Consider the following 20,322-nt stretch of genomic DNA (forward strand, 5'->3'; position numbering starts at 1 on the left):
CACGACGTCAAAGCCGAAGGTACCGCGTGAGCGGCGCGAGGACGGCCCGGCAGCAGCAGAGGTGCTCAGGCCCGTACTGCGGCTCGCTCGCCCGGAAAATCAGAATGCAATATTGGCGCTGATACCGCCGATAAACGCATCTTTCACTTCACTGACTGCGCCAGGGGCAACCACATACTGCAGGTTAGGACGCAGTGACATCCAGTTAGTTACTTTAGCGTTGTAGTAAACCTCATAGTTGTACTCTGAACCTTCCTGAATCGGCAGATAGGTCGGGCTGTCAAAGCGGCTCTCGCCATTAGCCTGATTCTGCTGACGCAGTGAGCGGGTATAGTCGCTGTTCACATGAATACGTGACGCGCCCACGCCGATCTCATCCTGAGGACGGGCATCAAACGGTCCTGTCCAGGTAAACGCAATAGACTGATAGTTGTCGGTCTTTGAGGTCTTGTGATCGTTCATCACCGCCTGCACCCGCACGCCCAGACCGCGATTCACATCGCCATCCTGCGCGGTCAGCTGTTGCTGTAACAGCAGATAGCCGCCATAGGAATGGGCCTGATCCTGATAGCCGCCGTTTCGCCAGCTGCCATAAACATCGCCATCCACCGACGAATAGTAATAGCCGATGCGGTAGTTACCCGGTAATTTCTCCGGCCCGAAGGTCGGTTTCCAGCCCAGTTCGACCGGCACCAGATTTCCTTCTGAATTGCTGGTATCCAGACGGAAACCATCACCGCGATCGTAGTTAGCGCGGTTCTGGTTATAGAAACCGACCTGGAAGAAAACGTCCGGCGTGATATTGAATTTCACCCGGCCGCCCCACTGCGACACCGGCCAGTTGAACCAGCGATCGCCGCGCCAGTTACCCGCCTGCCCGCTGCCCAGCGCCAGGTTCTGGAACAGATTGCCATCGAAGTTATCGAAGTCTTCCCCCACCGTCACCCGCCCGGCTTTCACATCGACCACATCGTTAAACAATCCTTTGCGCAACCAGAACTGGGTCAGACGCCAGGTCTGGCCGCGACCGTAAACTTCCTGCACCGAGGAGAGCATACCGGTGCGTTGATCCGCGACCTGTTCAGAAAGATTCTGTCCGTTACGACTGGTCACGGTCATCTGGAACTCGGCATCCTGCCAGTCCAGCAGCTTCTGCAGATCGAAATTAGTGCCGAACGACCACTGATCGCTGTAGCGCATGGTGGTGTTGGTATCTGCCCCGCCGCCTAAATTCGCGGCGCTTTCCATGGTGTAGTTAACGTCAAACTTAATGCCGTCGTCCTGCAGCTGCGTTCGGTACCCGCCCCAGTCACCAAACATCCATTCGGAGTCCGGACTCAGGGCGTCAGCGGCCATTGCCTGCGCGGAAAACATGGCCAGGATCAGGGTGCCGGTTGCCACACGGCGCAGCGGGAAACGCTGCTCTGCTTTTTTGTTTTTCATCTTGCTTATTCTTATGTAAGTTACGGAAAATGACGCGCAGAGGATAGTGCTGGATAATCTCTGTTTTTTGTAAATACGTGCGCATAATTACCCGTAACATCCGTTTATTAACGCATTTGTGATCGGGATCGCTGATTGGTTATTCTCTGGGCGGGATGCCAATTTTTTGACAGGTGCAGCGTAAAAAGGGGCGCTATCGCCCCTTGTGTTTACTGGCTTGCCTGATTCAGTTGTTCAATCTGCGCCGGGGTCAGCGTCAGCTGCATCGCGCCAGTCAGATCGTCGAGCTGTTTCAGCGAGGTAGCACTGACAATCGGTGCGGTGATACCGGGACGGGCGATCAGCCAGGCCAGCGCCACCTGCGTCGGCGTCACCTGATGCGCTTCGCTGATAGCATCCAGTGCGTCGAGGATCCGCAAACCGCGCGGATTAAGGTATTTATCTACTACACCCTGACCGCGCGCGCTTTTACCCGCATCCGCCGCCTCGCGGTATTTGCCACTGAGAAAGCCGCTGGCGAGTGAATAGTAGTTAATAACGCCCAGACCCTGCGCCATCACCACCGGCTCCAGCTCCGACTCATAGGGCTGGCGGTCATAAAGGTTATATTCAGGTTGCAGGGTTTCATAGCGTGCAAGCCCCTGCGTTTCACTGATCTGCAATGCCTCCTGCAGCCGCGCCGCGCTGTAATTGGAGGCACCAATCGCCCGCACTTTGCCCTCTCTGATCAGGCTGTCAAAGGCGCTCAGCGTTTCCGCCAGCGGCGTATCCTGATCGTCGCGGTGCGCCTGGTAGAGATCGATATAGTCGGTCTGCAACCGGCGCAGGGAATCTTCGACTGCCTGACGGATATATTGCGGTTTGAGTCCGGTTTTCTCCGGCGACAATTCCATGCCAACCTTGGTTGCCAGCACGATCTGGTCGCGTTTGCCGCTTTTTTTCAGCCATTCACCCATAATGGTTTCCGATTCACCGCCTTTATTGCCCGGTGCCCAGCGGGAATAGACGTCGGCGGTATCGATAAACCACAGGCCTCGATCAACCAGCGCATCCAGCAGAGAAAAGGAGGTGGTTTGATCCACTGTCCAGCCAAACACGTTGCCGCCAAACGTCAGCAACGGCACCGCGATACCACTGTCACCCAACTGCCGGGTTTGATTCTGACTCATTTCCTGCTCCTTATTTGCCTGAAAAAACCGTCTGTCTTTCAGCATAGCAAAGTGATTTCACGGCTTTATGACGATTGTGATGCGATTAATGAAAGAACAGGCATAATTACCCCGCCCTGACAGATATCCTTATTTCCTTCAACTTCTGCCCGTCAGAGGCGGCTACACTCTGTCGTTTGCAGGCTACCCATTTGATGCCTGCGCCTGGGACTACGTCACTGCTGGAGAGCACCAACAATCATGAGCACCCGACATCCTGTTATGAAGAAAACCCTTATCGTGCTGGCCCTGATCGCCGTGGCCGCTGGCGGCTATTATGCCTGGCAGCGCCATGCCCAGCCGCAGAGCAGCAGTCAGAGTGACGCACCTGCGCCACGTGGCGGCAAAGGCGGCGGTGACGGTGCCCGTCGTCCCCTCGCGCCAGTTCAGGCCGCTACGGCCACCAGCCAGAGCGTGCCGCACTATCTGAGTGGACTGGGTACGGTGACCGCGGCTAACACGGCCACGGTGCGCAGCCGGGTCAATGGCGATCTGCTGGCAATCCACTTCACTGAAGGCCAGCAGGTGAAAGCGGGCGAGCTACTGGCAGAAGTCGACCCGCGGCCTTATCAGGTGGCGTTAACGCAGGCGCAGGGCCAATTGGCGAAAGATCAGGCGACGCTGGCTAACGCCCGTCGTGACCTGGCGCGCTTCGAGAAGCTGGCAAAAACCTCGCTGGTTTCGCAACAGGAGCTGGATACCCAGCGCTCACTGGTCAGTGAAACGCTCGGCACGCTGAAAGCGGATGAGGGAAGCGTCGCCAGTGCGCAGCTCAATCTTACCTACAGCCGGATCACCGCGCCGATTGCCGGCCGGGTCGGGCTGAAACAGGTTGACGTCGGCAACTACGTCACCAGCGGCGACACCACCGGTATCGTGGTGATCACCCAGACGCACCCGATTGATGTGGTTTTTACCCTGGCTGAGAACAGCATCAGTTCCATACTCAAGGCGCAGAAGAGCGGTGAGTCGCTGCTGGTGGAAGCCTGGGATCGCAGTAATCAGAATCTGATCGCCAATGGCAAACTGCTGAGCCTCGATAACCAGATTGATGTCACCACCGGTACCATCAAAATCAAAGCGCGTTTTGATAATCAGGACGACACGCTGTTCCCCAATCAGTTCGTGAATGTGCGGCTGAAGGTCAACACCCTGCAGGATGCGATTGTTATCCCACCTGCCGCGCTGCAGATGGGCAACGAAGGCAACTTTGTCTGGGTGGTTAACAGCGACAACAAGGTCAGCAAGAAAAGCGTGATTGCCGGCTTGCAGGATAGCGAGAAAGTGGTGGTCAGCGCCGGTCTGGAGGCGGGCGAACGCGTCGTGACCGATGGGCTGGATCGCCTGACGGAAGGCGCAAAAGTCGAGGTGGTCGCGCCGCAGAGCAACGCACCGCGCGCTACCCGCGCCACCCTGCCGTCAAAAGGAGAGCGTGAGTAATGCAGGTCATGCCTCCCGATCACAGTGGCGGACCGTCACGCCAGTTTATCCTGCGGCCGGTCGCCACCACGCTGTTGATGATTGCGATCCTGCTGGCCGGGGTGCTGGGCTACCGCTTCCTGCCGGTCTCGGCGCTGCCGGAAGTCGACTATCCGACGATCCAGGTCGTCACGCTCTATCCGGGTGCCAGCCCGGATGTGGTCACCTCCTCCATCACCGCGCCGCTTGAGCGCCAGTTTGGTCAGATGTCTGGCCTGAAACAGATGGCGTCGCAAAGCTCCGGCGGTGCCTCGGTGGTGACGCTGCAGTTCCAGCTGACGCTGCCGCTGGATGTGGCAGAGCAGGAGGTGCAGGCTGCCATTAACTCCGCCACTAACCTGCTGCCCAACGACCTGCCTAATCCGCCGGTCTACAGCAAAGTGAATCCTGCCGATCCACCGATCATGACGCTTGCCGTCACCACGCGCAGCATGCCGCTGACGCAGGTGCAGGACATGGTGGAAACGCGGGTAGCGCAGAAAATCTCTCAGGTCAGCGGCGTCGGACTGGTGACGCTATCGGGCGGTCAGCGTCCGGCGGTGCGGGTGAAAATGAATGCGCAGGCGCTGGCTGCGCTGGGTCTGACCAGCGAAACGGTGCGGACCGCCATCAGCAATGCCAACGTAAATTCGGCCAAAGGCAGCCTGGATGGTCCGACCCGCTCAGTTACCCTGTCAGCCAATGACCAGATGAAATCAGCGGAGGATTATCGCCAGCTGATTATCAGCTACAAAAACGGCGCACCGGTGCGTCTTGGCGACGTGGCGACCATAGAACAGGGAGCAGAAAACAGCTGGCTCGGCTCCTGGGCCAACCGCGATGCGGCGATTGTGCTCAACGTTCAGCGTCAGCCTGGTGCCAATATCATCGCCACAGCAGATAATATCCGTGCCATGTTGCCCGCCCTGACCGCAGCTCTGCCGAAGTCGGTGGAAGTTAAACTGCTCACCGACCGCACCACCAATATTCGTGCTTCGGTCAACGACACGCAGTATGAGCTGATGCTGGCGATGGCGCTGGTGGTGATGATCATCTATCTGTTTCTGCGCAACGTGCCCGCCACGCTGATCCCGGCGGTTGCGGTGCCTCTGTCGCTGATCGGCACCTTCGCGGCGATGTACTTCCTCGGCTTTTCAATTAACAACCTGACGCTGATGGCGCTGACCATCGCCACCGGCTTTGTGGTCGATGATGCCATCGTGGTGATTGAGAACATCTCACGCTATATCGAGAAAGGGGAAAAGCCGCTGACCGCCGCGCTGAAAGGTGCCGGCGAGATCGGCTTTACCATCATCTCCCTCACCTTCTCGCTGATTGCGGTCCTGATCCCGCTGCTGTTTATGGGCGACGTAATCGGCCGTCTGTTCCGCGAATTTGCCGTGACGCTGGCGGTGGCGATTCTGATTTCAGCGGTGGTCTCACTGACCCTGACGCCGATGATGTGCGCCAGGATGCTGAGCGCGGAGTCGCTGCGCAAACAGAACCGCTTTTCGCGGGCCAGCGAAGCGATGTTTGATCGTATCGTGGCCGCCTATGGCCGCGGCCTGAAACGGGTACTTAATCATCCCTGGCTCACGCTGTCGGTGGCGCTTGGCACCCTGGTGCTGACGCTGGTGCTGTGGATGATCATCCCGAAAGGCTTTTTCCCGCAGCAGGACAACAGTATTATTCAGGGCACGCTGCAGGCACCGCAGTCGGTCTCCTATGCCAGCATGGCGCAGCGCACCCGCGATGTCGCCTCCATCATTATGAAAGATCCGGCAGTGGAGAGCATGACTTCGTTTGTCGGCGTGGATGGCACCAATGCCTCGCTGAACAGCGCGCGTCTGCAGATCAACCTCAAACAGCTGGATCAACGCGACGACCGCATTCCTGCCATTCAGCAGCGCCTGCAACAGCAGGTCAGTGAGGTACCGGGCGTGCAGCTGTGGCTGCAGGCGGTGCAGGATCTCACCATCGATACCCAGGCGAGCCGCACGCCCTATCAGTTCACGCTGCAATCGGGTTCACTGTCTTCGCTCAGCACCTGGGTTCCGGCGCTGCTGACCCGGCTCAGCACCCTGCCACAGCTGCGCGATGTCAGCAGTGACTGGCAGGATCAGGGGCTGGAAGCCTATGTCAAAGTGGACCGCGACAGCGCCAGCCGCCTCGGCATCAGCATGGCGGATGTCGATAACGCGCTGTACAACGCCTTTGGTCAGCGGCTCATCTCCACCATTTATACCCAGGCGAACCAGTATCGGGTGGTGCTGGAGCAGGACAATAGTGCCACTCCAGGCATGGAGAGCCTGGAGGCGATTCGCCTTAACAGCAGCGACGGCGGCAGCGTACCACTGAGCGCCATTGCCCGCATTGAACAGCGCAACACGCCGCTCAGCATTAATCATCTCGACCAGTTCCCGTCGGCGACCTTCTCCTTCAACGTGGCTGACGGCTATTCGCTGGAAGATGCGGTGAAAGCGGTGTCGCAGGCTGAAGCCGAGCTTGGCATGCCCGCAGAGCTGATGACGCAGTTCCAGGGCAGCACGCTGGCCTTTGAAGCGGCGCTGAGCAGCACCGTCTGGCTGATTGTGGCGGCCATTGTGGCGATGTACATCGTGCTGGGCGTGCTTTATGAGAGCTTTATCCACCCCATCACGATTCTCTCAACGCTGCCCACGGCGGGTGTCGGCGCGCTGCTGGCGCTGATGCTCAGCGGCAATGAGCTGGATATCGTGGCGATAATCGGCATCATCCTGCTGATCGGCATCGTGAAAAAGAACGCCATCATGATGATCGACTTTGCGCTGGCGGCCGAACGTGAACAGGGTATGAAGCCTGTTGATGCCATCTATCAGGCCTGCCTGCTGCGCTTCCGCCCGATTCTGATGACCACGCTGGCCGCCCTGCTCGGCGCGCTGCCGCTGATGCTCAGCACCGGCGTCGGTGCCGAACTGCGTCATCCGCTGGGGATTGCCATGGTCGGCGGGCTGATTCTGAGCCAGGTGCTGACCCTGTTTACCACCCCGGTGATCTACCTGCTGTTTGATCGACTGGCGCACGCCACCCGCCGCCGCTTTGCCCGCACGGAGGCCGCAGAGTGAAGTTCTTTGCCCTGTTCATCAACCGGCCCGTCGCCACTACCCTGCTGACGCTGGCCATCGCACTGGCGGGGATGCTGGGTTTCCGGCTGCTGCCGGTGGCGCCGCTGCCGCAGGTTGATTTTCCGGTGATCGTTATCTCGGCTTCGCTGCCGGGTGCCGCACCGGAGATCATGGCGTCGTCGGTGGCCACGCCGCTGGAGCGCTCGCTGGGACGCATCGCGGGCGTCAGTGAAATGACCTCCACCAGTTCGCTGGGCAGCACCCGCATCATTCTGGTGTTTGATTTTGATCGCGACATCAACGGAGCCGCGCGCGATGTTCAGGCCGCGATTAACGCGGCGCAAAGCCTGCTGCCTACCGGGATGCCGTCGCGCCCGACCTATCGCAAAGTGAACCCTTCAGATGCGCCGATTATGATCATGACGCTGACCTCGGATACCTATAATCCGGGTCAGCTCTACGATTACGCCTCGACCCAGCTGGCGCAGAAACTGTCACAGATTGAGGGCGTGGGCGACGTCACCGTGGGTGGCAGCTCGCTGCCTGCGGTCCGCGTGGCCCTGAATCCACAGGCGCTGTTTAATCAGGGCGTCTCGCTGGATGCGGTGCGCACCGCCATTTCCAACGCCAATCAGCGACGGCCGCAGGGCGCACTGGATGATTCGCAGCAGCGCTGGCAGTTGCGTACCAATGATGCGCTGCAGACCGCCAGTGAGTATCAGCCGCTGATAGTGCATTACAACAACGGCGCGGCGGTCAGGCTGTCGGATGTGGCGACAGTCGAAGATTCAGTGCAGGACGTACGCAACGCCGGGATGTCGCGCGGTAAACCGGCGGTGCTGCTGCTGATCCGCAAAACGCCTGAAGCCAACGTCATCGATACGGTGGACCGCATCCGCGCCGAAATGCCGCTGCTGCATGAGGTGATCCCGGCCGCCATCGATCTGCAGATCGCTCAGGATCGCTCACCTACCATTCGCGCCTCGCTGCATGAGGTGGAGCAGTCGCTGGTGATCGCCGTGGCGCTGGTGATTCTGGTGGTGTTTGTTTTCCTGCGTTCGGGCCGCGCCACGCTGATCCCCGCCGTCGCAGTGCCGGTTTCGCTGATCGGCACCTTTGCCGCGATGTATCTGTGTGGCTTCAGCCTCAACAATCTGTCGCTGATGGCGCTGACCATCGCCACCGGCTTTGTGGTGGATGATGCGATTGTAGTGCTGGAGAACATTGCCCGACACGTAGAAGCGGGCATGAAGCCGCTGGCCGCCGCGCTGAAAGGGGTGCGTGAAGTCGGCTTTACCGTGTTGTCGATGAGCCTGTCACTGATTGCCGTGTTCCTGCCGCTGCTGATGATCGGCGGACTGATTGGCCGCTTCTTCTCAGAATTTGCCATTACGCTGTCGGTGGCTATCGTCATCTCGCTGTTTATCTCGGTCACCCTGACGCCGGTGATGTGCGCCTATCTGCTGAAGCCGCACGCGCCGCGCAGTCAGCCGCGTCAGCGCGGCGCGGGCCGGCTGCTGATGGCGGTCCAGCAGGGCTATGGCCGCTCGCTTAGCGTGGTACTGAACCATGCGCGCTGGGTGATGGTGCTGTTTTTCGCCACCATCGTCCTGACCGGCTGGCTGTTTGTTCATATTCCGAAAACCTTTATGCCGGAGCAGGATACCGGACGACTTTCCGGTTTTATCTCTGCCGACCAGAGCATCTCGTTTCAGGCGATGCGCAGTAAACTGCAGGATTTTATGGAGATTGTCGGGGCCGATCCGGCGGTAGAGAGCGTGGTGGGCTTCACCGGCGGGATGCGTACCAACAGCGGCTCTATGTTTATCTCGCTGAAGCCGCTGTCGGAGCGGAAAGAGAGTGCAGTGGAGATTATCGCCCGCCTGCGCAATAAGCTGGCGAAAGAACCCGGGGCGAGTCTCTATCTGAATGCGGTGCAGGATCTGCGCGTCGGCGGTCGGGAATCGAATGCCGGTTATCAATATTCCCTGCTGTCGGACGACCTCAACGCCCTGCGTGAGTGGGAGCCAAAAATCCGTCAGGCGTTCTCTGCCCTGCCGCAGCTGGCGGATGTGAACTCCGATCAGCAGGATAAAGGCAGCGAGATGGCGCTGACCTATGACCGGGAAAGCATGGCGCGGCTTGGCATCGATGTCTCTCAGGCCAATGCCCTGCTGAATAACGCCTTTGGTCAGCGTCAGATCTCCACCATTTATCAGCCGCTTAACCAGTACAAAGTGGTAATGGAGGTCGATCCGCGCTACACCCAGGATATCAGCGCCCTGTCGCAGATGTTCGTGATAAATAGCGAAGGTAAAGCGATTCCGCTGTCGTGGTTCGCCCACTGGCAGCCCGCGAATGCGCCGCTCTCGGTCAACCATGAAGGGCTGTCTGCCGCCTCGACCATCTCATTTAACCTGCCGGAAGGGGTGTCGCTGTCGCAGGCGTCGGAGGCAATTGAACGCACCATGACCGCGATTGGCGTGCCCTCCAGCGTGCGCGGCAGCTTTGCCGGTACGGCGCAGGTGTTTCAGCAGTCGCAAAGTAATCAGCTCTGGCTGATGCTGGCGGCGATTGCGGCAGTCTATATCGTGCTGGGGATCCTCTATGAGAGCTATGTCCATCCGCTGACGATCCTCTCTACCCTGCCCTCGGCGGGTGTCGGTGCACTGCTGGCGCTGGAGCTGTTCGATACGCCCTTCAGCCTGATTGCGCTGATCGGTATTCTGCTGCTGATCGGTATCGTGAAAAAGAACGCCATCATGATGGTCGATTTTGCGCTGGAGGCAGAGCGCAACGGCCAGCTCAGCGCGCGCGAGGCGATTTTCCAGGCGTGCCTGTTGCGCTTCCGGCCGATTATGATGACGACGCTGGCGGCGCTGTTTGGCGCGCTGCCGCTGGTGCTGACCAGCGGCGACGGCGCAGAGCTGCGTCAGCCGCTGGGGATTACCATTGCCGGCGGGCTGGTGATGAGCCAGTTGCTGACGCTCTACACCACGCCGGTGGTCTATTTAATGATGGATAAATTGCGCCGTAAAAAACGCCCGCTGGCCGCCGCGCAGCAGCCGTAACAGGTATGGCGGCAGCAGGCATCGGACGTGACGCCTTTATCGGGGGGGATCGATGAGTACGCAAAGCACTAACGTCCGCTGGCAACTGTGGATTGTTGCCATCGGCTTCTTTATGCAGACGCTGGATACCACCATCGTGAATACCGCGATCCCATCGATGGCGCACGATCTGGGTGTCAGCCCGCTGCACATGCACTCGGTCATCGTCTATTACGTGCTGACGGTCGCCGTCATGCTGCCGGTCAGCGGCTGGCTGGCCGATCGTTTTGGCGTGCGCAACATTTTCTTCTGCGCGATTGTACTGTTCAGCCTGGGATCACTGCTGTGCGCCCTCTCCGGCACCCTCGATCAGCTGGTGCTGTCGCGGGTGGTTCAGGGGATTGGCGGGGCCATGATGGTGCCGGTGGGTCGTCTGACGGTGATGAAAATCGTGCCGCGCGAGCAGTATATGTCCGCCATGACGTTTGTCACTCTGCCCGGCCAGATTGGCCCGCTGCTGGGTCCGGCGCTGGGCGGTGTGCTGGTGGAGTACGCCAGCTGGCACTGGATCTTTCTGATCAATATCCCGGTCGGCATTGCAGGCGCTATCGCCACCCTGATGCTGATGCCCAACTACAGCATGCAGACGCGGCGCTTTGATTTCGGCGGTTTTATCCTGCTGGCCGCCGGAATGGCAACCCTGACGCTGGCGCTGGATGGTCAGCGCAGCAGTGGCGGCTCTCCGCTGCTGCTGGGTGCCATGATCCTCATTGGTATGTTCTCTCTGCTGTTCTACCTGATGCATGCGCGCAGCAATGATAATGCGCTGTTCAGCCTGAAGCTGTTTGATAATCGCATCTACTCCATCGGCCTGCTTGGCAGTTTTACCGGCCGCATCGGCAGCGGCATGCTGCCCTTTATGACGCCTATCTTTCTGCAGCTCGGCATGGGTTACAGTCCGTTTCACGCCGGTCTGATGATGATTCCGATGGTGCTGGGAAATATGGGGATGAAACGCATTGTGGTGCGCATCGTCAATCTTTATGGCTACCGCAACGTGCTGGTGATGTCGACTGTGGCGCTGGCGCTGGTGGTCCTGCTGTTCCCGCTGGTGGCAATTCTGGGCTGGGTCTGGCTGCTGCCGCTGGTGCTGTTTCTGCAGGGCATGGTCAACGCCATTCGGTTCTCCTCAATGAATACCCTGACGCTGAAGGAGCTGCCCGATGAGCTGGCGTCCAGCGGCAACAGCCTGCTGTCGATGATAATGCAGCTTTCGATGAGTATCGGCGTTACCGTGGCCGGGCTGCTGCTGGGGGCATTTGCTCAGGAGAGCGCAGCGAACAGCACGGCGGAACATCAGATGTTTATTTATACCTACCTTTGCATGTCGCTGATTATCATCCTGCCCGCGCTGGTGTTCTGGCGCGTGCCGCCACAGGTGAGTACCAACGTTGATTTGCGACGCCGGAGAAATAAATGAGAGATAACCTGCGCCTGGGCATCGGGGCCAAACTGTTTATGGCGATTTTCGCCACCTGCATGCTGGTGCTGATTACCATGCACTGGGGGGTTCGCCTCAGTTTCGAGCATGGCTTTGTCGACTACATTAAGCGCGGCAACGAGCAGCGGTTAAATCTGCTCAGTGATGCCCTGGCCGATCAGTATGAGCAGCACGGCAACTGGGATTTTTTGCGCCACAACGACCGGCTGGTGTTCACCATGCTGCGTTCGCTGGAGCAGAATCCCGACAGTAACAGTCAGCTGCCGCCGCACGGCTGGCGCACCCAGTTCTGGATCCTCGATCAGCAATATAAAGTGCTGGCCGGGCCAAAATCGCCGGTGCCGCCCGAAGGCACGCGACGCAATATCACCACCAGCAATAATAAAGTGGTCGGCTGGGTCATCGGCTCGCCGCCGGAGCGGCTGACGCGCAGCACCGACATTAACTTTGATCAGCAGCAGCGGCGCACCAGCTGGATTATCGTCGGGCTGTCCACGCTGCTGGCGGCGCTGGCAACCTGGCTGATGGCGCGCGGTCTGCTGGCTCCGGTCAAACGACTGGTTGACGGCACCCATCATCTGGCGGCCGGTAATTTTGCCACCCGCGTTGAGGTCAGCAGCCGGGATGAGCTGGGCCAGCTGGCCAGGGACTTTAACCTCCTTGCCAGCTCGCTGGAGAAAAATGAGAGCATGCGCCGCGCCTTTATGGCCGATATCTCCCATGAATTACGCACACCACTGGCGATCCTGCGCGGTGAACTGGAAGCGATGCAGGATGGCGTGCGCAAACTGACGCCGGAAGCGATCGCCTCGCTACAAAGCGAAGTGGTGGTGCTGACCAAGCTGGTCGACGATCTGCATCAGCTGTCGCTGTCCGATGAGGGCGCCCTTGCCTACCGCAAACAGGCAACCGATCTGGTGCAGCTGCTGGAAGTGACGGCAGGCAGCTTTGCCGAACGCTATCGTGCACACGGGCTGACGCTGAAACTCAATCTGCCCGATAACGCCCCCTTCTTTGGCGATCCCGACCGCCTGATGCAGTTGTTCACTAATCTGCTGGAGAACAGCCTGCGCTACACCGACAGCGGGGGCCGGGTTGAAGTGACGCTGAACTATGAGGCACCCAACTGGCGCATCGAGTTTGATGACAGCGCACCGGGCGTGGATGGGGAACATCAGGCCCAGATTTTTGAGCGCTTCTTCCGCACCGAAGGCTCGCGCAATCGCGCCAGCGGTGGCTCGGGCCTGGGCCTGGCCATCTGTAAAAATATCGCTGACGCGCATGGCGGCGATATTCATGCGGCGCACTCTGATTTAGGTGGACTGAAAATCGCGCTACACTTGCGCTATGTTCCCCTTGTGTAGACGCTTATGAGCCTGGAAAACCACGACCCGCTGATTCTGGTGGTCGAAGATGAGCCGAAACTGGCGCAGCTGATGATCGATTATCTGCATGCCTCGAACTACCGTACCCATCACATCGCCGACGGTAACGCGGTGCTGGAGTATGTGCGCCAGACGCCACCCGACCTGATGCTGCTGGATTTGATGCTGCCAGGCACCGACGGTTTAACGCTGTGCCGTGAAATCCGTCGTCATTCCGAACTGCCGATTATTATGGTCACCGCCCGCACCGAGGAGATCGATCGGCTGCTGGGGCTGGAGCTGGGCGCGGATGACTACATCTGTAAACCCTTCAGCCCGCGTGAAGTAGTGGCGCGAGTTAAAACGATTCTGCGCCGGGTAAAACGGTCGGCGGAAGAGCCGCAAAGCGCCTCGTTACTTCGCGTCGATGAGAGCCGCTTCTTCGCCAGCTGGCGCGACAAGCCGCTGGATCTCACGCCGGCGGAGTTCCGTCTGCTGAAAACGCTGTCGCTGGAGCCGGGCAAGGTCTTTTCACGCGAACAGCTGCTTAACCATCTCTATGATGACTACCGCGTGGTCACGGACCGCACCATCGACAGCCATATCAAGAACCTGCGGCGCAAGCTGGAGACTCTCGACAGCGAGCAACCTTTTATCCGCGCCGTCTACGGCATGGGCTATCGCTGGGAAGCCGATGCCTGTCATTTGATCTAGTTTGATCCCGATCAATTTACTTCCCTTTTCTCACTGCCTACAATTCCGCACCTTTTGCAGGGCTTAACTGCCCTGCACCTGCCGCCTGAGGCGACATGCTGACCTGACATCAGTGAGAAAATCATGAAACCCGAACTGCTTTCCCCCGCTGGCACCCTGAAGAACATGCGTTACGCGTTTGCTTATGGTGCCGATGCCGTCTATGCCGGCCAGCCGCGCTACAGCCTGCGGGTGCGCAACAACGAATTCACCCACGAAAACCTCGCACTGGGCATCAGTGAAGCGCACGCGCTGGGTAAAAAATTCTACGTGGTGGTGAACATTGCGCCGCACAACGCCAAGCTGAAAACCTTTATTCGTGACTTAGCGCCGGTAGTGGCGATGCAGCCCGACGCGCTGATCATGTCCGATCCCGGCCTGATCATGCTGGTGCGCGACGCTTTCCCGACGATGCCGGTTCATCTGTCGGTGCAGGCCAATGCGGTCAACTGGGCCACGGTAAAATTCTGGCAGCAGATGGGGCTGAGCCGGGTGATTCTGTCACGTGAGCTGTCGCTGGAGGAGATCGCCGAGATCCGCCAGCAGGTCCCGGAGATGGAGCTGGAAGTCTTTGTCCATGGCGCGCTCTGCATGGCCTACTCCGGTCGCTGCCTGCTCTCCGGCTATATGAACAAACGCGACCCGAATCAGGGAACCTGCACCAACGCCTGCCGCTGGGAGTATAAAGTGGCGGAGGGTCAGCAGGATGAGGTGGGGAATATCGTTGGTATCCACACGCCTGTCGCCGTACAGGATGTGACGCCAACGCTGGGCGTTGGTCAGCCCACCGACAAGGTGTTTCTGCTGGAAGAGAAGATGAAGCCCGGCGAGGTGATGAGCGCGTTCGAAGATGAGCACGGCACCTACATCATGAACTCGCGGGATCTTCGCGCGGTCGCGCACGTGGAGCGGCTCAGCGAGATGGGCGTTCATTCGCTGAAGATCGAGGGACGCACCAAGTCCTACTACTACTGCGCCCGCACCGCTCAGGTTTATCGCCGGGCGATTGATGATGCCGCTGCCGGTAAGCCGTTTGATCCCTCACTGCTGTTAACCCTGGAAGGCCTGGCACATCGTGGCTATACCGAAGGTTTCCTGCGCCGCCACACTCACGACAGCTACCAGAATTATCAGCAGGGCTTTTCGGTGTCCGACCGCCAGCAGTTTGTCGGCGAATTCACCGGCGAACGCCGGAGCGAATGGGCTGAAGTGGCGGTGAAGAATAAGTTTATGCTGCACGACAGCGTTGAGATCATGACGCCTCAGGGGAACCTGAATTGCCAGCTGGACGCGCTGCAGAATGCGCGCGGCGAACCCACTGAAGTTGCCCCGGGCGATGGCCATCGCGTCTGGCTGCGGGTGCCAGAGGAGGTGGATCTGCGTTTTGCACTGCTGCTGCGCAACTTCGATCACGGTGAAGATACCCGGGACCCTCATAATCGTTTACCAACGGAAACATTTTGAGGAAATCAGAACAGGATCACAGACCCCTGCGCGGCGCTGCTTTATAGTCCCGCCTGCTGCTAACGAGTAACAATAAACGGCAGATTTACCAGGAACCACCTCATTTACCCGCCCGGCTCCCCCGTGCGGGTTTTCTTTTTTCTCTCTTTCGCCAATAATTTACTGCTGGCAGCTGTGTTATAAATCCCTTCTTACTCTGTAGATCTTCAAGGAACGCAAAATGGATAATAAACCGCTTACGCTGCTCATCCTGAACGGGAAAGGCGCGGGTAATGATGATCTGCGCGAAGCTATCTCGACCCTGCGTGAAGAAGGCTTCGACATTGCGGTGCGTGTCACATTTGAAAAAGGTGACGGCGATCGGTACGTCAAAGAGGCCATTGCGCTGCAGGCCGCGACCGTGGTGGCCGGTGGTGGCGATGGCACCATCAATGAAATTGCGACAGCGCTGGCTTCTTCTGAAGCGGATCATCGCCCGGTGCTGGGCATCCTGCCGCTGGGTACCGCCAACGATTTTGCCACCAGCGTCGGCATCCCGGAAGAGATGGAACCGGCACTGCGACTGGCGATTCAGGGCAAAGCCAGTGCCATCGATCTGGCCAGGGTAAACCAGAGCCACTACTTCATCAATATGGCGACCGGCGGGTTTGGCACCCGTATCACGACTGAAACCCCGGAAAAGCTGAAGTCGGCGCTGGGTGGCGTCTCCTACTTTATTCACGGCCTGATGCGCATGGATACGCTGAAACCGGATACCTGCGAGATCAGCGGCCCCGATTTCGCCTGGCAGGGTGATGCGCTGGTGATCGGTATCGGTAATGGTCGTCAGGCAGGCGGCGGTCAGCGGTTATGCCCTTCTGCCCTGATCAACGATGGCCGACTTGACGTCAGTGTTGTCACCGCGCAGGAGTTGCTGCCTACCCTGCTGCACTCGCTGACCGGCGACGATGACAATCCCGGCATCGTCACCACGCAACTGGAGTCACTGACGATCCGTTCGCCGCATGAGATGACCTTTAACCTCGATGGCGAGCCGCTTTCCGGGCGCGAATTCGTGATTGAGGTGATGGCGGGCGCGCTGAGCTGCCGCCTGCCGCCGCAGTGCGCGCTGCTTGCCTGAACCGACATCAGGGGCGAAAGCCCCTTTTTCTTCTGCTCCCATTAGCGCCCATTTTCTCCGTAACATCCCTCCTGCTGCCTCGCTTTATTACGCCTTAACGGGCGTTTTCAGGCAATGTAAACACTCTGTGATTCCGTTCACAACTCTGCCACCCCAACTTGTATGGTAGTATTAAAGAGCGTACTTTTTCATCATTGAACGCTGACTTAAGGCAACCAGGATGAAAATTGTTAAGGCAGAAGTATTTGTAACCTGCGCAGGCAGAAACTTTGTCACCGTAAAGATCACCACCGATCAGGGTCTGACCGGCATTGGCGACGCAACGCTGAATGGCCGTGAATTACCGGTCGCCTCCTACCTGAAAGATCACGTCTGCCCGCAGCTGATTGGCCGCGATGCGCATCAGATCGAAGACATCTGGCAATATTTCTACAAGGGCGCTTACTGGCGTCGTGGCCCGGTCACCATGTCCGCTATCTCGGCCGTCGATATGGCACTGTGGGATATCAAAGGCAAAGCCGCCAATATGCCGGTTTATCAGCTGCTGGGTGGCGCATCACGCACCGGCGTGATGGTCTATTGCCACACCACCGGCCACTCCATTGATGAAGTGATGGATGACTACGCGAAGCACAAAGAGCTGGGTTTCAAAGCGATTCGCGCGCAGTGCGGCGTTCCGGGCATGAAAACCACTTACGGCATGGCGAAAGGCAAAGGTCTGGCCTATGAGCCTGCAACCAAAGGTAACTGGCCCGAAGAGCAGCTCTGGTCAACCGAGAAATACCTCGATTTCACCCCGAAACTGTTCGCCGCCATCCGTGACAAGTTTGGTTTCGACGAGCACTTGCTGCATGACATGCACCATCGCCTGACGCCGATTGAAGCGGCGCGTTTTGGCAAGAGCGTGGAAGATTATCGCCTGTTCTGGATGGAAGATCCGACGCCTGCTGAGAATCAGGAGTGCTTCCGCCTGATCCGCCAGCATACCGTTACACCGATTGCCGTGGGTGAAGTGTTCAACAGCATCTGGGATTGTAAGCAGCTGATTGAAGAACAGCTGATCGACTACATCCGCACCACCATTACGCATGCGGGCGGCATTACCGGTATGCGGCGTATCGCTGATTTTGCCTCGCTCTATCAGGTGCGCACCGGCTCGCACGGTCCTTCTGATCTCTCCCCTGTCTGCATGGCGGCTGCACTGCACTTTGACCTCTGGGTGCCGAACTTCGGTGTGCAGGAGTACATGGGCTTCTCCGAACAGATGATGGAGCTGTTTGATGCTAACTGGACCTTTGACCAGGGCTACATGCATCCAGGCGACAAACCCGGTCTCGGCATTGAATTCAACGAGAAACTGGCGTCGAAATATCCCTATGAACCTGCCTATCTCCCGGTCGCCCGTCTTGAAGATGGCACCCTGTGGAACTGGTAAGGAGAAGCTGATGAAAAGCGTTGTTATTGAACAGCCAGGTGAACTGGTGGTGGCTGAACGTCCGCTGCCACAACCTGCGGCGGGCGAAGTCCGGGTCAAAGTGGCTTATGCCAGTATCTGCGGCTCTGATGTGCATATCTGGCACGGGCATAACCCGTTCGCGAAATATCCACGGGTAATTGGTCACGAATTTTTCGGCGTGATTGACGCGGTGGGCGACTGTGTTGATCCGGCCCGGCTGGGCGACCGCGTGGCGGTAGATCCGGTGGTGAGCTGCGGCAGCTGCTATCCCTGCTCGGTGGGCCGTCCCAATGTTTGTACCACACTGCAGGTGATTGGCGTGCACCGTGATGGCGGCTTCAGCGAGTTTGCGCTGGCTCCGGCAAAAAATGCCTTTTCCCTGCCGGACAGCATCCCCGATCGGCTCGCCAGTCTGGTTGAGCCTTTCACTATCGCCGCCAATATCACCGCGTTTCTCAAACCGCAGCCAGACGATGTGGCGCTGATTTACGGTGCCGGTCCGATGGGGCTCACTGCGATTCAGGTGCTGAAGGGCGTCTATAAGGTTAAAAAGGTGATGGTGGTGGATCGCCTGCCGGAAAGGCTGGCACTTGCAGAGCAGAGCGGTGCGGATCAACTGTTCGATAACAGCGAAATCCCGCTGGCGGCACAGCTTGAGGGCGTGCAGCCTACGCTGATTATCGACGCGGCCTGCCATCCCACCATTCTGGCTGAAGCAGCTGCCCTCGCCTCACCGGCCGCGCGCATTGGCCTGCTGGGTTTCTCCGGCGAGCCGTGCAGCATTACTCAGCAGAGCCTGACCAGCAAGGAGCTGTCGCTGTTTACCTCACGTCTTAACAGCAATCGTTTCCCCCAGGTGATCGAATGGATGGAAAAAGGGTTAATCCAGCCAGAGAAACTGGTCACGCACTACTTCCCGCTGCAGGAGATTGAGCGTGCGATGACCCTGTTTGAAAAAGATCCGCGCACCTGCTGCAAAGTCATACTTCAGATGGGTTAATTATCCGCTGAACACCAGGTCTCCTCAGCCGGTGCGTACCCGCCGGCATGACTATAAAGATAAAACAGATCACGGAGTTTGTATGTTCAAGAATCTGCGCTGGACCCTCGTTTTGCTGCTGTTCCTGGTTTACATGATTAACTACCTCGATCGTGTCGCCCTGTCGCTGACGGTGCCGCTGGTGGAAAAAGATCTGGCGATCAATGCTGAGCAGTTTGGCATGATCTTCGGCAGCTTTTTCTTTGGCTATGCCCTGTTTAACTTCCTTGGCGGCCTTGCCACTGACCGCTATGGCCCTAAAATCGTGCTGGCCGTGGCGGTAGGTGCCTGGTCCATTTTCTGCGGCATGACCGCACTGGCCACCGGCTTCTGGTCACTGCTGATCCTGCGTGTGCTGTTCGGCATGGCTGAAGGCCCGATCTGCTCCTCGGCCAACAAAGCGATTAACGGCTGGTTCCCGAAAAAACAGGCCGCGACGGCCATGGGCTTACTGAGTGCCGGATCACCTTTAGGTGGTGCGGTCGCTGGCCCGATCATTGGTTATCTGGCGCTCGCCTATGGCTGGCGTCCGGCGTTCGTGATTGTCTGCTGCATCGGTCTGGTGTGGATGGCGTTCTGGCTCTTCTTCGCCGCTGACAATCCGGCGAAGAGCAAGCGCGTCAGCGAAGAGGAACGTCTGCTGATTGATCGCCTGAAAGCAACGAACCCTAATGATGAGGTTGATCTGTCAGAAACGTCACATCCGTTTGGCTACTACCTGCGCCAGCCGATTATCCTGGTCACCGCTTTTGCCTTCTTCTGCTACAACTACATTCTGTTCTTCTTCCTGAGCTGGTTCCCGGCCTACCTGGTGCAGGCGCACGGCCTGGATATCAAATCAATGAGCATCACCACCATGATCCCGTGGATCGTCGGTTTCGTTGGCCTGGCGCTGGGTGGCTGGATCTCCGATAAGATCTTTAACATCACCGGCAAGCTGTTGTTGTCCCGCAAAATTGTGCTGGTGGTCTCACTGCTGGCCGCCGCAATTTGTGTGGCGCTGGCGGGTACGATAAAAGATGTGGTGCCTGCGGTAATTATGATGTCGGTGTCGATTTTCTTTCTCTATATCACCGGCGCAATCTACTGGGCGATTATTCAGGATGTGGTGCACAAGAGCCGTATCGGCAGCATCAGCGGCTTTATCCATCTGGTGGGTAGCCTCTCCGGCATCATCGGGCCCATCGTCACCGGGTTTATTGTTCATCACACCGGTAAATTCGATAGCGCCTTTATCCTGGCGGGCTGTGTTGCCGCGCTGGGTGCCTTCCTGGTGTTATTTGTGATTCGCAGTCCGAAAACTCAGGATAAACCGGTTTCGGTCTGAGTGTTGTTTCGCTAACAGATGTATGATTTCGGGGC

At 58.3% G+C, this 20,322-nt stretch carries 13 protein-coding genes; 11 read left to right on the forward strand and 2 right to left on the reverse strand.

All coding sequences use genetic code 11. The annotated features are described in order from the left end of the window. Positions 1-99 precede the first annotated feature (99 nt). Both AFL22_RS20430 and AFL22_RS20435 read right to left on the reverse strand, forming a co-directional pair. Positions 100-1,443: a carbohydrate porin gene (locus AFL22_RS20430; protein ID WP_052272078.1), complete on the reverse strand. Its 1,344-nt coding sequence runs from the start codon at positions 1,441-1,443 to the stop codon at positions 100-102. A 209-nt stretch (positions 1,444-1,652) separates the two neighbouring features. Then, positions 1,653-2,612: an aldo/keto reductase gene (locus AFL22_RS20435; protein ID WP_052272079.1), complete on the reverse strand. Its 960-nt coding sequence runs from the start codon at positions 2,610-2,612 to the stop codon at positions 1,653-1,655. A 240-nt stretch (positions 2,613-2,852) separates the two neighbouring features. Between AFL22_RS20435 and AFL22_RS20440 the strand changes: the two genes are divergently transcribed. The 11 genes from AFL22_RS20440 to AFL22_RS20490 all read left to right on the forward strand — a co-directional run bounded on the left by AFL22_RS20440 (position 2,853) and on the right by AFL22_RS20490 (position 20,287). Then, entirely contained in the window at positions 2,853-4,091 is a 1,239-nt protein-coding gene (locus AFL22_RS20440; RefSeq protein WP_010670986.1) for an MdtA/MuxA family multidrug efflux RND transporter periplasmic adaptor subunit, read from the forward strand. Continuing rightward, positions 4,091-7,213 (forward strand): MdtB/MuxB family multidrug efflux RND transporter permease subunit, encoded by a 3,123-nt coding sequence (locus AFL22_RS20445; protein WP_052272080.1) that lies wholly within the window; start codon positions 4,091-4,093, stop codon positions 7,211-7,213. The genes AFL22_RS20440 and AFL22_RS20445 overlap by 1 nt, the downstream gene beginning before the upstream one ends. Beyond that, the gene (gene mdtC / locus AFL22_RS20450; protein ID WP_033778769.1) at positions 7,210-10,284 is read left to right on the forward strand and encodes a multidrug efflux RND transporter permease subunit MdtC; all 3,075 of its coding nucleotides are present in this window, start codon (positions 7,210-7,212) and stop codon (positions 10,282-10,284) included. The genes AFL22_RS20445 and mdtC overlap by 4 nt, the downstream gene beginning before the upstream one ends. Positions 10,285-10,336: 52 nt before the next feature. Then, positions 10,337-11,743, forward strand: coding sequence for an MFS transporter (locus AFL22_RS20455; RefSeq protein ID WP_052272081.1), 1,407 nt, complete (start codon positions 10,337-10,339; stop codon positions 11,741-11,743). Then, a complete protein-coding gene (gene baeS / locus AFL22_RS20460) occupies positions 11,740-13,128 on the forward strand; it encodes a two-component system sensor histidine kinase BaeS (RefSeq protein ID WP_010670989.1) in 1,389 nt (462 codons plus the stop codon). Before AFL22_RS20455 ends, baeS begins: the two co-directional genes overlap by 4 nt. A gap of 6 nt (positions 13,129-13,134) precedes the next feature. After that, positions 13,135-13,842: a two-component system response regulator BaeR gene (gene baeR, locus AFL22_RS20465; protein ID WP_010248188.1), complete on the forward strand. Its 708-nt coding sequence runs from the start codon at positions 13,135-13,137 to the stop codon at positions 13,840-13,842. Positions 13,843-13,962: 120 nt separating this feature from the next. Further along, positions 13,963-15,345 carry a tRNA 5-hydroxyuridine modification protein YegQ gene (gene yegQ / locus AFL22_RS20470; RefSeq protein WP_052272082.1) on the forward strand — a complete coding sequence of 461 codons (1,383 nt, stop codon included), beginning with the start codon at positions 13,963-13,965 and terminating at the stop codon, positions 15,343-15,345. A gap of 220 nt (positions 15,346-15,565) precedes the next feature. Continuing rightward, a complete protein-coding gene (yegS, locus tag AFL22_RS20475) occupies positions 15,566-16,465 on the forward strand; it encodes a lipid kinase YegS (protein WP_010248192.1) in 900 nt (299 codons plus the stop codon). 220 nt (positions 16,466-16,685) lie between these two features. Continuing rightward, a complete protein-coding gene (gene manD, locus AFL22_RS20480; protein ID WP_010670990.1) occupies positions 16,686-17,900 on the forward strand; it encodes a D-mannonate dehydratase ManD in 1,215 nt (404 codons plus the stop codon). 10 nt (positions 17,901-17,910) lie between these two features. After that, positions 17,911-18,921 carry a Zn-dependent oxidoreductase gene (locus tag AFL22_RS20485; RefSeq protein ID WP_052272083.1) on the forward strand — a complete coding sequence of 337 codons (1,011 nt, stop codon included), beginning with the start codon at positions 17,911-17,913 and terminating at the stop codon, positions 18,919-18,921. A gap of 82 nt (positions 18,922-19,003) precedes the next feature. Continuing rightward, positions 19,004-20,287, forward strand: a complete 1,284-nt coding sequence (locus AFL22_RS20490; RefSeq protein ID WP_010248200.1) for an MFS transporter — start codon at positions 19,004-19,006, stop codon at positions 20,285-20,287. Positions 20,288-20,322: the final 35 nt, after the last annotated feature.

The organism is Pantoea sp. CFSAN033090 (assembly GCF_001264395.1).
Classification (GTDB): domain Bacteria; phylum Pseudomonadota; class Gammaproteobacteria; order Enterobacterales; family Enterobacteriaceae; genus Pantoea; species Pantoea agglomerans.

Excerpts from the sequence above, each read along its gene's own strand:
- AFL22_RS20490 (WP_010248200.1), top strand. The coding sequence starts at position 19,004 with ATGTTCAAGAATCTGCGCTGGACCCTCGTTTTGCTGCTGTTCCTGGTT.
- AFL22_RS20435 (WP_052272079.1), bottom strand. The coding sequence starts at position 2,612 with ATGAGTCAGAATCAAACCCGGCAGTTGGGTGACAGTGGTATCGCGGTG.
- baeR (WP_010248188.1), top strand. The coding sequence starts at position 13,135 with ATGAGCCTGGAAAACCACGACCCGCTGATTCTGGTGGTCGAAGATGAG.
- yegS (WP_010248192.1), top strand. The coding sequence starts at position 15,566 with ATGGATAATAAACCGCTTACGCTGCTCATCCTGAACGGGAAAGGCGCG.
- baeS (WP_010670989.1), top strand. The coding sequence starts at position 11,740 with ATGAGAGATAACCTGCGCCTGGGCATCGGGGCCAAACTGTTTATGGCG.
- AFL22_RS20485 (WP_052272083.1), top strand. The coding sequence starts at position 17,911 with ATGAAAAGCGTTGTTATTGAACAGCCAGGTGAACTGGTGGTGGCTGAA.
- AFL22_RS20455 (WP_052272081.1), top strand. The coding sequence starts at position 10,337 with ATGAGTACGCAAAGCACTAACGTCCGCTGGCAACTGTGGATTGTTGCC.
- AFL22_RS20430 (WP_052272078.1), bottom strand. The coding sequence starts at position 1,443 with ATGAAAAACAAAAAAGCAGAGCAGCGTTTCCCGCTGCGCCGTGTGGCA.
- manD (WP_010670990.1), top strand. The coding sequence starts at position 16,686 with ATGAAAATTGTTAAGGCAGAAGTATTTGTAACCTGCGCAGGCAGAAAC.
- AFL22_RS20440 (WP_010670986.1), top strand. The coding sequence starts at position 2,853 with ATGAGCACCCGACATCCTGTTATGAAGAAAACCCTTATCGTGCTGGCC.
- AFL22_RS20445 (WP_052272080.1), top strand. The coding sequence starts at position 4,091 with ATGCAGGTCATGCCTCCCGATCACAGTGGCGGACCGTCACGCCAGTTT.